This is a genomic window from Acidithiobacillus albertensis (genome assembly GCF_001931655.1).
Classification (GTDB): domain Bacteria; phylum Pseudomonadota; class Gammaproteobacteria; order Acidithiobacillales; family Acidithiobacillaceae; genus Acidithiobacillus; species Acidithiobacillus thiooxidans.
Window position 1 is genome coordinate 2,733,044 of the sequence record NZ_MOAD01000001.1, and the last position, 14,143, is coordinate 2,747,186.

Below are 14,143 nucleotides of genomic sequence, written 5' to 3' on the forward strand. Positions count from 1 at the left end.
GATGAAACGCTGGCAATTACTGCCTGTTCTACCGTTATTATGTCTGAGTCCTTTTGCCCAGGCAGAATCCACGAGTGACCGGGTGCTCCAGCTTCAGCAGCAAATGGCGGTCATGCAGGGCGAATTGAGCAGTCTCGTCGCGGTTCAGCAAGCGGACAAAGGCTCACAAAGCGCTCTGGCCAGTCTGCTTCAACGTACTCAACGTCTGGAGCAGGAGGTTCGCAATCTGCGTGGGGAAGTAGACACCAAAACCCATGATCTGCAGACAGAACAGCAAGCTACGGCCAGCAAGGTGCAGGCTCTGGCCGCACAACTTGCGGTGGCTACTCCAGCAACCGGCATAACCGCCAGCACCAGCAGCGTGCTGACCAGCACTTCTCCAGTCAGCACGCCTGCTGCAGCGGTGGCCAGTGCAGCCAGCAATACTTCCGCACCATCCATTCAAGGACTGGGACAAGCGGATTACCAGCATGCCTTCAATTTTCTGCGTCAGGGTAAATATGGTGATGCCGTCACCGGCCTGCAGGGTTTCATCCAGAAATATCCACAAAGCAGTCTGGTGCCGGATGCCTATTACTGGTTAGGGCAAGCCCAGTACGTACTGGGACAAAATGATGCGGCACTGAAAAGCCTTTATGTGGTGCCTACCCGTTTCAGCCAGAGCAGCAAGGCTCCCGAAGCCATGTTACGCATGGCCGAGATTTATCAGGCCATCGGCAAAAAGAAGCAGGCAACCGTGGTCCTTAATAAGGTCCTCAAACAATATCCCAGCACCCCGTCAGCACAAAAAGCGGAAGCACAGTTACAGGCCTTGCCGTCTCAGTAAGGATGGACGAACGGCTTCGCATCACCGAAATTTTTCATAGCCTGCAAGGGGAGACCCGCAGCGTAGGCCGTCCTGCAACTTTTGTGAGGCTGACCGGCTGTCCTCTGCGTTGTCACTACTGTGATACGGCTTATGCGTTTCATGGTGGTGAATGGCAGACTCTGGATGTCATCATGGATGCGGTGCGGGCAGGTGGTAATCGTCTGGTCGTCGTAACTGGCGGCGAACCACTCGCCCAGCAGGACGTGCTGCCGCTCATGACCCGGCTATGCGACTCCGGCTACGAAGTTTTTCTGGAAACCAGCGGCGCCCTATCCGTCGAAGCGGTAGACCCCCGTGTTATCAAAGTGCTTGACCTCAAAACGCCGGATTCTGGCGAGTCAGACCGTAACCTTTGGGAAAACTTAGTCCGGCTGAATGCCCAGGATCAAATCAAGTTTGTCATTTGCAGTCGCCGGGATTATGACTGGGCCAAGGAAGTTCTGGCGCGGGAAGACCTGAGCCAGATCTGCGAGGTTTTGTTTTCCCCTTCCCAGGGAGAAATGCCGCTCCGTGACCTGGCCGACTGGATACTCACCGACCAGCTTCCGGTGCGCCTCCAGATTCAACTGCACAAACTCATTTGGGGCGATGTCCCGGGACGCTGAATGGTGCCAGACATGATTGAAACAAAACCTGCCATTGTGCTGCTTTCCGGCGGCCTCGACTCCGCCACGGTCATGGCCCTGATGCGTCGCGATGGTTATGCCATTCATGCCATGTCCTTTGATTATGGCCAACGCCACAAGCAGGAACTGCATTACGCCGGACTGGTGGCACAGGCTATGGGGGTGGCCAGTCATCGCACCGTGCATATTGATCTGGCCGCGTTTGGCGGTTCGGCCCTGACCGATACCCAGCTTGCGGTACCCGAAAGTGGCGTCGTCCCCGGTATTCCCATAACCTATGTCCCGGCGCGGAACACCATATTTTTATCTTTTGCCCTGGCTCTGGCTGAAGTAACGGGGGCACAGGACATTTTCATCGGGGTCAACAGCCAGGATTACAGCGGGTATCCTGACTGCCGTCCGGAATTCATCAGCGCCTTTGAAAAACTGGCCCAGGTAGCTACCCGCCTCGGCGACGAATCCAGAGGACCACGCATCCACGCGCCCCTCCAGCATCTCGACAAAAGCGAAATCATCCAGTTGGGAACCCAGTTAGGCGTCGATTACGGGTTGACCCGCTCCTGTTACCAGCTCGATGATCAGGGCCGATCCTGTGGCCGCTGCGACAGTTGCCGCCTGCGCCATGCCGGATTCCTGAGCGCCGGAATTGCTGATCCTACGCCTTATCAATAAGCCTAAAAACGGCAGTTGCCGTGGGTGCTTTGCAGCGACTTTTGTTCCGAGCCGTTGTTGTTCTTGGCGAAATCCTGCGCCCGTCAGGAGAGCTGTCTGAGCCCGCAGGGCGAGTTCTCTCCTGACAGCAGGATGCGCCTTAGAACAACAGGCGAGGAACAACGGAGCAAAAAGCACCCACGGCAACTGCCGTTTTTAGGATAAGGCGGAGTGTGCTGTGGCTGGCGTAGTCTCGAAATAAATACGCTCATTTCGTCCATTGGACGGCTCCTTAGCCAAGTCACGGCTCTGACACAGAGTGCCGGTTTCGTCTACCGTGACCAGGCGGGCTGGCTGTCCTGACCGACGTCACTGTGCAATATGGCCATGGTTTTACCATCCAGACTGACTTCTGCCAGAACCTTGCGGCCACCCCGATGGGTGCCATACAAAATCATCTGACCATTACCCGCGAAGCTCGGATGATCGCAGTTGCCCTGGGCATCCAGCACCCGCAGGCCGCTGCCGTTGGGATCCATCACGGCCAAGGCATAAACGCCATCCGTGCGATGAATAAAGGCGATGGCATTTCCCGTGGGTGAGTACTCAGGTCCGGCATTATAGCCGCCGCTGTAAGTCAGGCGATGGATGTTGCCGCCATTGGCATTCATGGCATAAATCTGCGGCCCACCCGCGCGATCCGAGACAAACACAATCTGGCTGCCATTAGGTGACCAGGTAGGCGAAGTATTGATGGCATCATCATTGGTCAATTGCCGCCGCTGCCCGGTCTGCAGATTGGCCACATACAGCTCGGTATGTCCGCCCGAGGAGCGTGCGTAGGCAATTTCCTGGCCATTGGGTGAAAAAGCCGGAGCGCTGACAATTTCACCACCCGGCGCGATAGATTGGCGCTGTCCCGTCGCCAGATTCTGCACGTAAATGATGGCGCGGGCATTGGCATAGGTGACATAAGCCAGACGGTGATTGTTGGGTGACCAGACCGGCGAAAATACCGGCATGATGCCCCGAACAATGGGATGTGGATTCCAGCCATCTGATTCAGCCACCAGCAATTCATAGGTATTACCGGTCTGCCGCACATAGGCAATACGGCTGGCAAAGGGACCGGGTTTTCCGGTGAAAGCCTGATAAATGACATCGGCGACGTGATGCGCGGTCATATGCAATTCAGCGGCCGAACAGGTGAAACGCCGCGCCGTCAACTCCTGCCCCGTGCTCACATTGTAGACATAGACACTGACCGCATACCCGCCATTCAGGGGCTGCACCGAACCCACTGCAAGACCGGTAGCTCCCACGGCAGTCCATTCGGAAGCCTTGACGGCTCCCGGGGCGCGGGGATCACTGGGATAACCCGCTGGCTCAATCACCCGAAACAAACCACTGTGGCGCAAATCATTGCGCACCACATCGGCTACTGAAGGCTGTCCGGGCACGCCCGGACCAAAAGAAGGTATGGCAATGGGCAGAGCCGAAGCCACACTTTTGGTGATTTCTACGGTGAGTGCGGCCTGGGCAGGCAACACAAATGCTGAAGCCAGCAGAAACAGGGCCAAAGCCCAGAAGCGTTTAGCCATGATTGAGATCCTCCGCGTTCATTTTGAGGTTAATAGGTGTGTTGAAGGCTGAATAGGGCAAACCGATCGGCGGAACAAAAGGTGCGGCGGCTTCCACGGCAGCAATCACCAAATGATCGAAGTGGGCATCACCACTGGATCGAATAACAACGGGCGTTCCTACCAGTTGTCCCTGGGGTCCAAGGCGTATCTGTATTTCACAAGCAAGGGCCGAAGAAGACACCGGAACCCAACGCTCCGACACCTGGGTTTTTATGGTGTTTATCAGCATACCAATCATCCGCTGATTTTCCGAAGCCTGCTGGGCGCGGGCAGCGGCCATGTTGGCTTCAGCCTGCAACTTGGCTTTTGCTTCAGCCATGCGCTGCTGCAAGGCTTTGGCGCGTGCGGCAGCCGCTGCTTGGGCCGCCTGGGCTGCCAGTTGTTTTTTGACTTCTGCAGCGCGGGCTGCCGCTGCTTTTTCCTCGGCGGCCTTAGCGGCAGCCTGTTGCGCGGCCTTCTCCTGAGCAGCCTTCTCTTGAGCAGCTTTTTCCTGAGCGGCTTTTTCGGCCGCAGCCTTGGCTTCTTGAGCGGCTTTTTGTCGTGCGGCCAGCTCTTCGGCATGCTTTTCCTGCGCCGCGCGTGCCACCGCAATTTGTGCCGCCTTCTGTCTGGCCGCTTTTTCAGCCTTTGCCGCCTGTTCAGCAGCAATTTGCGCCGCAGTAGGTGGTGGTGGCGTCACCGGTTTGGGCTCCGGCTTGGGAACGGGAACAGGCTTGGGAGTTGGCTTAGGAACAGGAACGGGTTTAGGCTCCGGTTTGGGTACAGGCTGAGGGGCAGGAACCGGTTGCTGAACCGGGGCAGGCATGGCGGCCATAGGCATACTGCTGCTCAGTTGTGCCTGCATGGGTTTGTTGCCACTACTCGGTGGCACCTGCACATGAAAAGTCCAGAACAGGGCAAACAGTATGGCCGCATTGAGAATAATGGCCAGCAGCAAAGGCCAAAAAGGCTGACGCTCTTTCAATGACCCTCCGGGCGGGTCAGCAGGCCGACATGGGAAATACCGGCTTCCTGCAGCCGTGCCATCACGGCCATGACCTTGCCATAATCCACATGGGCATCACCACCTACCAATACCTGCACCTGACCATGACTGGAAGCGGCAATATGGCGTACATCCGTCGCCAGATCATCCAGCGCTACCGAACTGTGACTGTCTTTGAACTGTACGGAAATGGTCCCTTGCCGAGTCACGGAAATCAGCACCGGCGGGGTTTTGTCCGAGACCGGTTTAGTGACGCCCTTAGGCAGATTCACATTCACGCCCTGGGTCAGGAGCGGCGCCGAGAGCATAAAAATCACCAACAGCACCAAGGTCACGTCGATATAGGGAACAACGTTCATTTCCGCCATCAAACGCCTTCTTTTCATGGCTTGGTCTCGGGTACCTGACGATGCAGGATGTTGGTGAACTCATCCATGAACACCTCATACTGGGCATCCAGCTTGTCCAGTTTGTGAATGTAGCGGTTGTAGGCAGCCGTTGCCGGAATGGCCGCAAAAAGACCAGCCGCCGTGGCAATGAGGGCTTCGGCAACCGGGGGAGCGACAGTCGCCAGGGTAGCCTGCCCTGCGACACCAATATGCATGAAAGCGGTCATGATGCCCCAGACGGTGCCCAGCAAACCAACGAAGGGGCTGACCGAAGACACCGAGGCCAGAAAAGCCAGACGATTTTCCAGACGGCCAACCTCGCGCATTTGGGCCACACGCATGGCGCGGCGGGCGGCATCGAGGGCATCACTGGGACGAATTTTGCCGCGCTGCCGCTGAAACTCTTCATAACCCGCACAGAAAATACTGCCGGCTCCGGTTTCCAGATTGGTGTTGCCGGAAACGTGCTGATAAATCTGGCTCATTTCACCGCCGCTCCAGAAGCGTTTCTCGAAACGGGTCAGGGCCTTGAAAGCACCAGCAAATACCGCCCATTTTTCAAAAATGATGGTCCAGGAAGCAATGGAGGCGATGACCAAAAGTACCAGTATGATCTGGACAACAGGGCTGGCATTCAGAACCAGATGGGCTACGGAAAGAGAAGCTGCGGGATGGGTGACAGTTTGAGGATCCATAAAATCTCACGGGTGAACACTGAGGGGAAAGGCCTGCAGAAGTTCTGCAGGAATGACGTGGGGACGAAAAGTCTCGGCTTCCAGGCAGACCACTTCCACCTCGCCACTGCACAAGTGCTTTTCCTTCACCGCAATATCTTGTTGAAAATGCATACGAACCGGGGTCTTGTGAATGATGGCCGATTTTATCTGAAGCAGGTCATTAAAACGAGCCGGGGCGCGGAAATCCAGATGCGCCCGACGCACCACAAAAAGAATACCGGGATCGCGTTCCAGCACATCCAGTTCATAACCTTTTTCGCGCAGCATTTCCGTACGGGCGCGCTCCATGAAGCGTAAGTAGTTGGCATGATACACCACCCCGCCATGATCCGTATCTTCATAATAAACGCGGACCTGAAAGACACTGTCAGCGGCCTCAGAGTGCATCGAAAAGTCCCCCGCCAGCCTTAGGTATCGGTAAACCCAACGCCAGATAACTCATTTCCGTGGCGCAGCGTCCACGCGGCGTACGGATCAGGTAACCACGCTGAATCAGGAAGGGCTCCAGCACATCTTCGATGGTTCCGCGCTCTTCACCAATGGCTGCGGCGAGACTTTCCACCCCCACCGGACCGCCGGCAAAGCGCCCGATGACGGCTTGCAGTAGCTTACGATCCTGACCGTCAAAGCCATGTTGATCGACTTCCATCAAGGTCAGCGCGGCCTCTGCAGTGCCTTGATCAATTTCCCCGTTGCCCCGCACCTGGGCAAAATCCCGTACCCGCCGCAGCAGGCGATTGGCAATGCGCGGGGTTCCCCGGGCACGCCGGGCGATTTCCTGGGCGCCCCGCAAATCCTGGGTAGTCCCCAGAATATTGGCCGAACGGGTCACAATCTGGGTCAACTCTGCGTCACTGTAAAATTCCAGATGAAAACTGATGCCAAATCGGTCACGTAATGGCGAGGTGAGCAAACCCGCCCGGGTGGTAGCCCCGATCAGGGTGAAGGGCGGCAGGCTGATTTTAATGGAACGGGCGGCAGGGCCCTCACCAATCAAAATATCCAGCTCATAATCTTCCAGCGCCGGATAGAGAATTTCTTCGACCACGGGGCTGAGGCGATGAATTTCATCGACAAATAACACATCATGAGGTTGCAGATTGGTCAAAATGGCGGCCAGATCTCCCGGCTTATCCAGAACCGGTCCCGAGGTAACTTTCAGACCCGCACCCATTTCCTGGGCAATAATGTGCGCGAGGGTGGTTTTTCCAAGGCCGGGGGGGCCGAAGAGCAGGACATGGTCCAGGGCTTCAGCACGCCCTTTGGCCGCATCAATATAGAGACTAAGGGATTCGCGGAGCCGCGCCTGGCCAATATAATCCGCCAGCAAACGCGGGCGCAGGGCACGATCCACTGCGTCGGTGTGGGCTTCCTGGGGATTGAGAGGGCCTCTGTCCATCATGGGGTTGTGACCATCGCGATGCTGGCGGGTTCCATAAAATCAATGGCGTGAAAGTTGTTGCAAAGCCTGACGGATCAGGTCTTCAAGACTCAATCCATCGCCCAGGTTGCCAATCGTCTGACTGGCCTGTGCAGGCTTATACCCTAATGTCAGGAGTGCTGCAATAGCTTCCTGGCGCGGATCACCCGACACGGCTTTGCTGGTAGGCAAGGTACTGATTCCACCCATTTTATCGCGTAGCTCGACCACCAGTCTTTCTGCGGTTTTCGGACCGATACCGGGAATGGCCGTCAGCTGTGCCACATTGCCTTCCGCCACCGCTTGACCGAGCTTTTCTGCCGGCAGACCCGAGAGGCAGGCCAGTGCCACTTTGCCACCAATACCATTGACACGAATCAACAGACGAAAAGTATCGCGCTCAGCCACGCTCATAAATCCATAGAGCAGATGGGCATCTTCGCGAATGGTCAAATGGGTATGCACCAACAGGGTTTCGCCCGCGTCTGCCATCTGGTAGAAGCTGGACAGGGGCATTTCCAGCTCATAACCCACCCCCTGGACCTCCAGCCAGAGCCAGGGTGGACGCTTCTGCAGAATGATCCCGCGCAATGAGGTAATCATGGGCGTCCTTTTTCCAAAAAATCAGACATGGCCGGCCGCCTGCCAGCGCTGTTGAGTCCGGGCATGATGGGCATGACAAATGGCACAGGCCAGGGCGTCAGCCGCATCGGCCTGAGGGTTTTTATCCAGATGAAGCAGCCAGCGCACCATGCTCTGAACTTGCGCCTTGTCTGCATGTCCAGCTCCCACCGACGCTTTTTTGATTTGCAGGGCGGTGTATTCTTCTACCGGCAGCCCCGCTTCCAGCAGTGCCACCAGCGCCGCACCCCGGGCCTGACCCAGTTTCAGGGCAGAATCCGCATTGCGGGCCATGAAAACCTGCTCAATGGCTGCCGTATCGGGTCGATGCTCGGCCAACACCTGCGCCAGATCCCGGTAGATGGCGCCGATGCGCTCCAGAAAGGGCCGGCCAGCCACATTCAGGCAGCCATGAGCCACATGCCGCAACTCGCCACGCGCATCCGACTCGATGATGCCATAGCCGGTGCGCAGAGAGCCCGGATCAATACCGATGATGCGCAAGGCCGTTTCCTGATGGACTGAAAAATTCAGGATGCTGCTTCCAGGCGGGCCATTTCCTCATCGCTGATTTCATAGTTGGCGTACACATTTTGCACGTCATCGTTTTCTTCAAGGAAGTCGATGAGACGCAGCAGTTTTTCTGCCTCCTCTCCACTCACCTCAATCGTGTTTTCCGGAATCATGGTCAATTCGCTTTCTTCCGGCTGCAAACCGGCGGCTTCCAGTGCCTGGACCACACTGTGCAAGTCCGTGGCCGCCGTATAGACAGCAATCCGCTCACCTTCATTGACCACGTCTTCGGCCCCTGCTTCCAGCGCCGCTTCGAGAATTTTGTCTTCATCAGCATCGCCGGGAAAAACAATTAAGCCCAGCTTTTTGAACTGATAGGCAACAGAACCGGCGGTTCCCATATTACCGCCGCGTTTGGAAAATATATGGCGGATTTCTGCGACGGTACGAACCTTGTTGTCGGTCATGGTTTCAATCAGGATAGCCACACCCGCAGGGCCGTAGCCCTCATAAGTCACTTCCTCGTAATCCACGCCTTCCAGCTCACCCGTACCGCGTTTGACGGCGCGTTCAATGGTGTCTTTGGTCATGTTGGCACCATATGCCTTGTCCAGAGCCAGGCGCAGTCGTGAATTACTGCCCGGATCTCCGCCCCCGGCGCGCGCTGCAACGGTAATTTCGCGAATCAGACGGGTAAATATTTTGCCGCGTTTGGCGTCTTTCAGTGCTTTCTTGAATTTGATGGTGGACCATTTACTATGCCCGGACATAACCCACTCCTTGCTTCTATAACTGACTTATTTTGGTTGAAATATCGGCCATGATAACGCAAAGGCAAGGATGCCGTCATGCAAGTGTGGCAATAGCACTCATGGTCGCCCCCATGACTTCGGCGGCGTCAGCATCACGATGAAAATGCAGGGGCACCCCATAGCGTAACAGGGGATGCTGGCGCCGCAGCCAGGTCTGCAAGTCAGAAGCGGCCTGCCGGGCGCCGCCGACATGAGCCGGGACCACCGGCGCGGCACTTTCGCGCACCAGCCAGGCGACACCTTTCTGGGTCTCCGAGCGATTGATGCCGCCCTCGGGAAAAATGCCGAGTACCCGACCTTCTTCAAGAACATGGCGAGCCTGCAACAGTGCCCGCACATCACGACGATCCCGACGTACCGGAATGCTGTAGGTTTGCTCCAGCAACTGGCGCATCAATGGATTGTCGTAGTATTCCCGGGCCACCAGAAAGGACACCACGCGTTGATTGCTGGCGACCAGCAGCAGGGGATCCAACACCGACACATGATTACACACCAGAATAGCCGCGCCCTCAGCCGGTACGGTACTGTGCTCCCAATGCGCGCCCTGATAAAAGCGCAGATAGGCAGTCAACAGACGATGCAGATTGCGCTGGGTCAGCGACCATTCGCCAATCACATCAGCCGGCTGCACAGCGACAGAGGACATGGCGGCCGTCAGGACACCATAAGCATGCGTTCCAGGGCCAGACGCGCCTGGGCCGCCGTTTCCGGCTCGACTTGAATCCGGTTGCGTACCTGCCCTTCCAGAAGATTTTCCAAGGTCACCGCCAACTGCTCGGGATCAATGCGGAACATGGTGGAACACATGCACACCATGGGCGACATGAATTCCACGGTTTTTCCTTCCGCCCGTACTTCGTCAGCCAGACGGGTCACCAGATTGATTTCGGTGCCTACCAGCCATTCACTGCCTGCGGGAGAGGCTTTGACCGTACGCAAAATAAAATCCGTAGATCCGACTGCATCGGACATCTGACAGACTTCAAAGGCCGACTCGGGATGGGCGATGACCTGCCCCTGAGGGTGTTCCCGGCGCCAGCGCTCAATATGCGCGGGCTGGAACATCTGGTGCACGGAGCAATGCCCCTTCCAGAGCAGAATCCGGGCACGGCGAATTTCCTCGGGCGTCAATCCGCCCAGGGGCAGCGCCGGGTCCCAAACCGGCATATCCCGCAAGGGGATGTTTAACTGGTGCCCGGTCCAGCGGCCCAGATGCTGATCCGGAAAAAATAACGCCTTGGGCCGCTGCTGAAAAGACCATTCGAGCACCTTGCGGGCATTGGAAGAAGTGCAGACCGTACCACCATGCGCCCCGCAAAAGGCCTTGATGGCAGCCGATGAGTTCACATAGGTGACCGGGGTGATTTCCGTCTCCACATCCAGCACCGTCGCGAGCTCGTCCCAGGCGCGTTGGACCTGCGGGATATCAGCCATGTCGGCCATGGAACAACCGGCGTTCAGATCGGGCAGAATGCTGGCCTGATCGGGACGACTGAGAATATCCGCTACTTCGGCCATGAAGTGTACACCGCAAAAAACAATGAATTCCGCTTCCTGCTCGGCTGCCGCCCGGGATAACTGCAAGGAATCCCCATGGAAATCGGCATGACGATAGACTTCTTCGCGCTGGTAATGATGCCCGAGAATAACCGCACGTTTTCCCAAAGCGGCTTTTGCCCGGCGAATGCGGGTATCCAGGTCGGCTGCTTCACTGCGCCGCAACCCCTGCACCATCACTGTCTCTACACCCATAACCACCCTCTCAGGCGCTGTTGCGCGTGCAAAATGTTCCTTACGTTACGAAGCCGCCTGCTGTGCGTCAAGGCGCGCCCCAAAATGGCGATAAATCGCATCCCGGTTGGTCCACGATCCGGTACGGCGGGCCGCTTCGACCGCCGGCAACCAGGCAAAGTTCACATGCTCCTGATGACGCAGTTGTGGAACCTGAGGCTCGGGCAAAGCCAGGGTGAATATGCGTTCCTCGTTGAACGCCACCTCCGGCGCGTAACGCTCCCGCCAGGGTGGCACAATGGGAAAGCGATTCCGTACCCCGGTATCCACCAGTCCTTCCGCCGCAAATCCCGTCTCTTCACGGAGCTCCCTCACGGCCGCGTCCCGCCAGGATTCTCCCGGTTCCAGACTCCCGGTTACCGACTGCCAGAATCCTTCCGGTTGGGCACGCTCCAGCAACAGAACCTGCTGACCGGCGTAGATCATGACCAGAATCGACTCAGGAATTTTGAACATCGGCTCCTACTCCGGGACGCAGGCGGATACCCAGCTCCTGTAATTGCTTGTCGGCCACCACGCCGGGGGCCTCGGTCAACAGACAACCGGCTTTCTGGGTTTTGGGAAAAGCAATGACATCGCGAATGGTATCCGCGCCAGACATGAGCATGACCAGACGATCCAACCCGAAAGCCAGGCCGCCATGGGGTGGCGCACCATAATGGAGAGCGTCCAGCAGGAAGCCGAATTTATCCCGCGCTTCTTCAGCGCCAATACCCAGGGCCGCAAACACTTTTTCCTGAACTTTTTCCTGATGAATACGAATACTGCCGCCGCCAATTTCATTGCCGTTCAGCACCAGATCATAGGCGCGGGCCAATGCTGCCCCCGGATTTTCCGCCAGACTCTCCAGATGTGCGCTTTGCGGTGCCGTAAATGGATGATGGGTGGAAGTCCAGCTATTATCCTTCTCGTCGTAATCAAACATGGGAAAATCCGTTACCCATACGGGTCGCCATTCACCTTCCAGCAAATTCAGGTCGGCCGCGACGCGGTTGCGCAGATTTCCCAGCGCTTCGTTGACCACCTTGGCACTGTCGGCGCCGAAAAAGAGAATGTCGCCGACAGTCGCGCCACTACGCTGGAGAATTTCCTGCAGCACCTCGGGAGCAAGAAATTTGACGATGGGCGACTGGAGCCCTTCGGCACCCTGATCCAGCGCGTTGATTTTGATCCAGGCCAGACCCTTGGCCCCATAAATGGCCGCAAACTGGGTGTATTGATCAATTTGTGCACGACTGAGCTGGGCACCACCGGGAACCCGCAGACAGGCGACACGACCCCGTGGGCGCTCAGCGGCCTCCCGAAATACCTTGAACTCCACGCTGCGCATCAGGTCGCTCAGCTCGGTCAGCTCCAGGGGATTGCGCAAATCGGGGCGATCCACGCCAAAACGGTGCATGGCATCCGCGTAGGTCATGCGTGGGAAAGGATTGGGCAGATCAATACCGAGCACTTCCGCAAACAGGCCCCGAATCATCGGTTCGGCAATACCCATGACGGCTTCTTCATCCACAAAAGAGGCTTCTATATCAATCTGGGTGAATTCCGGCTGCCGGTCGGCGCGTAAGTCTTCATCCCGAAAACATTTGGTAATCTGATAATAACGATCAATACCCGCGACCATCAGCAGTTGTTTGAACAGCTGGGGACTTTGCGGCAAAGCGAAAAAATGACCCGGCTGGGTTCGGGACGGGACCAGATAATCGCGGGCACCCTCCGGTGTCGAGCGGGTCAGAACCGGCGTCTCAACATCCATGAAACCGCCACTGTCCAGATAACGGCGCACATAGCTGGTGACCTGATGGCGCAAACGCAGGCGTCCCAGCATTTCCGGGCGGCGCAAATCCAGATAACGGTATTTGAGACGCAGGTTTTCAGCAATGTCCTCTTCGTCCAAGGGAAACGGAACCGGCTCGGAGCGGTTCAGAATCTCGATGTGCGTCGCCATGAGTTCGACCTTGCCACTGGGCATCTGCAGATTTTCCGTACCTGCAGGGCGGGCCCGCAACACCCCTTCGACACTCAAAACAAACTCGCTCCGGCATTCATTAGCCGCCGCGAAGGCTTCCGCCTGATCAGGATCAGCAACCACCTGAACCAGCCCTTCCCGGTCCCTGAGATCAATGAAAACCACACCGCCGTGATCACGACGGCGTTGAGCCCATCCGCAGAGACGCACGGTCTGTCCGATCAGGTTCTCGTTTATGCCATTACAATAATGTGTCCGCATGCTGCGTCCCGTATAGTTGTGTCAAATTACATCATCAAATAACAAAAGGCCGCCCGACCGGCGGCCCGCGCACAATCTAGCCCCGCTGCAGGCGCGGCGTCAATGACAGGCGCAACTGCCGCCCGGGCAAGCGGGCGCGGCACTGCTGGCGGCTTCGCTTTTTGTCGCCCCCCCCTTACTGCCCTTGAAATCTGTCTCGTACCAGCCGGACCCCTTCAGCGCAAAAGCGCCAGCACTGAGCTGCCGCTCCAGGCCCGGTTTGCCGCAGACCGGACAATCGGTCAGGCGGGCATCACTCATGCGCTGCTCCGCGCTCAAATGATGTCCACAGTCCTTGCATACATACTCATAAGTTGGCATCGTATCCACTCCGTATTAGGTTGTAACTGAATATGCCTATTAAATACGTCTTCAGGCACCATTTTTCAAGCGTTCTGTGTACTGCACAGTCTGTCACGGTAATTTTACATGTCTATCACGCCTGAACTGCATAACGCCCTGCAAACCCTGATTGCCCTGCTCGCCATTCTGAATCCCATCGGGGCCATTCCTATTTTCATTGCCTTGACAGCTGACGAAGATCCGGTCCAGCAACTGGCTACCATCAAACTGGCCTCCAGAACCGTTGCTATCGTGTTGCTCATCGCCGCTTTTTTGGGTGAGTACATTCTTCAGTTTTTTGGCATCAGTATCGCCGCCTTTCAGGTAGCGGGGGGCATGGTTCTGATGTTGCTGGCCTTCAACATGTTACAGGCAAAATCCAGCCGTTACCGCCACACTCCGGAAGAAACGGCCGAGGGCATGAGCAAGGAAGCAGTAGCCGTGGTACCACTGGCCATTCCCCTCATGGCGGG

18 protein-coding genes are annotated in these 14,143 nt (G+C 56.9%); 4 read left to right on the forward strand and 14 right to left on the reverse strand.

The genetic code is table 11. The features are described 5' to 3' along the window. Position 1: 1 nt before the first annotated feature. Genes ybgF through queC form a run of 3 tightly spaced genes read left to right on the forward strand, consistent with a single transcriptional unit; the run spans position 2 to position 2,166 of the window. Positions 2-826: a tol-pal system protein YbgF gene (ybgF, locus tag BLW97_RS14055; protein WP_010641053.1), complete on the forward strand. Its 825-nt coding sequence runs from the start codon at positions 2-4 to the stop codon at positions 824-826. Positions 827-828: 2 nt separating this feature from the next. Continuing rightward, complete coding sequence (gene queE / locus BLW97_RS14060) at positions 829-1,473, forward strand: 7-carboxy-7-deazaguanine synthase QueE (protein ID WP_031569996.1); 645 nt, start codon at positions 829-831, stop codon at positions 1,471-1,473. 12 nt (positions 1,474-1,485) lie between these two features. Next, positions 1,486-2,166: a 7-cyano-7-deazaguanine synthase QueC gene (gene queC / locus BLW97_RS14065; protein WP_075323482.1), complete on the forward strand. Its 681-nt coding sequence runs from the start codon at positions 1,486-1,488 to the stop codon at positions 2,164-2,166. Positions 2,167-2,477: 311 nt separating this feature from the next. Here queC and tolB read toward each other — a convergent pair whose 3' ends face one another. From tolB to BLW97_RS14135, 14 genes are all read right to left on the reverse strand, one after another. Continuing rightward, positions 2,478-3,746 (reverse strand): Tol-Pal system beta propeller repeat protein TolB, encoded by a 1,269-nt coding sequence (gene tolB, locus BLW97_RS14070; protein WP_075323483.1) that lies wholly within the window; start codon positions 3,744-3,746, stop codon positions 2,478-2,480. Next, positions 3,739-4,752 carry a cell envelope integrity protein TolA gene (gene tolA, locus BLW97_RS14075; RefSeq protein ID WP_075323484.1) on the reverse strand — a complete coding sequence of 338 codons (1,014 nt, stop codon included), beginning with the start codon at positions 4,750-4,752 and terminating at the stop codon, positions 3,739-3,741. The genes tolB and tolA overlap by 8 nt, the downstream gene beginning before the upstream one ends. Beyond that, the gene (gene tolR, locus BLW97_RS14080) at positions 4,749-5,141 is read right to left on the reverse strand and encodes a protein TolR (RefSeq protein WP_010641045.1); all 393 of its coding nucleotides are present in this window, start codon (positions 5,139-5,141) and stop codon (positions 4,749-4,751) included. The genes tolA and tolR overlap by 4 nt, the downstream gene beginning before the upstream one ends. Positions 5,142-5,155: 14 nt before the next feature. Continuing rightward, positions 5,156-5,857, reverse strand: coding sequence for a protein TolQ (gene tolQ, locus BLW97_RS14085; protein WP_010641044.1), 702 nt, complete (start codon positions 5,855-5,857; stop codon positions 5,156-5,158). A gap of 6 nt (positions 5,858-5,863) precedes the next feature. Further along, positions 5,864-6,286, reverse strand: coding sequence for a tol-pal system-associated acyl-CoA thioesterase (gene ybgC, locus BLW97_RS14090; RefSeq protein ID WP_010641042.1), 423 nt, complete (start codon positions 6,284-6,286; stop codon positions 5,864-5,866). Then, positions 6,276-7,301, reverse strand: coding sequence for a Holliday junction branch migration DNA helicase RuvB (gene ruvB / locus BLW97_RS14095; RefSeq protein WP_075323485.1), 1,026 nt, complete (start codon positions 7,299-7,301; stop codon positions 6,276-6,278). The genes ybgC and ruvB overlap by 11 nt, the downstream gene beginning before the upstream one ends. A gap of 39 nt (positions 7,302-7,340) precedes the next feature. Further along, complete coding sequence (gene ruvA / locus BLW97_RS14100) at positions 7,341-7,922, reverse strand: Holliday junction branch migration protein RuvA (RefSeq protein ID WP_010641038.1); 582 nt, start codon at positions 7,920-7,922, stop codon at positions 7,341-7,343. Positions 7,923-7,943: 21 nt separating this feature from the next. Continuing rightward, positions 7,944-8,444, reverse strand: a complete 501-nt coding sequence (gene ruvC, locus BLW97_RS14105) for a crossover junction endodeoxyribonuclease RuvC (RefSeq protein ID WP_010641035.1) — start codon at positions 8,442-8,444, stop codon at positions 7,944-7,946. A 26-nt stretch (positions 8,445-8,470) separates the two neighbouring features. Beyond that, positions 8,471-9,223: a YebC/PmpR family DNA-binding transcriptional regulator gene (locus BLW97_RS14110; protein WP_024893145.1), complete on the reverse strand. Its 753-nt coding sequence runs from the start codon at positions 9,221-9,223 to the stop codon at positions 8,471-8,473. Positions 9,224-9,299: 76 nt separating this feature from the next. Beyond that, a complete protein-coding gene (locus BLW97_RS14115; protein ID WP_075323486.1) occupies positions 9,300-9,914 on the reverse strand; it encodes a lysophospholipid acyltransferase family protein in 615 nt (204 codons plus the stop codon). An 8-nt stretch (positions 9,915-9,922) separates the two neighbouring features. After that, on the reverse strand, positions 9,923-11,020 hold the full coding sequence (gene nadA, locus BLW97_RS14120; RefSeq protein ID WP_010641031.1) for a quinolinate synthase NadA: 1,098 nt from the start codon (positions 11,018-11,020) through the stop codon (positions 9,923-9,925). Between the two features lie 45 nt (positions 11,021-11,065). After that, positions 11,066-11,515: a dihydroneopterin triphosphate diphosphatase gene (gene nudB / locus BLW97_RS14125; protein WP_010641030.1), complete on the reverse strand. Its 450-nt coding sequence runs from the start codon at positions 11,513-11,515 to the stop codon at positions 11,066-11,068. Next, positions 11,499-13,289, reverse strand: a complete 1,791-nt coding sequence (gene aspS / locus BLW97_RS14130; protein WP_075323487.1) for an aspartate--tRNA ligase — start codon at positions 13,287-13,289, stop codon at positions 11,499-11,501. Before aspS ends, nudB begins: the two co-directional genes overlap by 17 nt. A gap of 99 nt (positions 13,290-13,388) precedes the next feature. Beyond that, on the reverse strand, positions 13,389-13,649 hold the full coding sequence (locus tag BLW97_RS14135) for an FmdB family zinc ribbon protein (protein WP_024893140.1): 261 nt from the start codon (positions 13,647-13,649) through the stop codon (positions 13,389-13,391). A gap of 108 nt (positions 13,650-13,757) precedes the next feature. On the opposite strand from BLW97_RS14135, the gene BLW97_RS14140 reads away from it, so the two are divergent. Further along, on the forward strand, positions 13,758-14,143 hold a 386-nt coding region (locus BLW97_RS14140; RefSeq protein WP_143214924.1), incomplete at its 3' end, for a MarC family protein.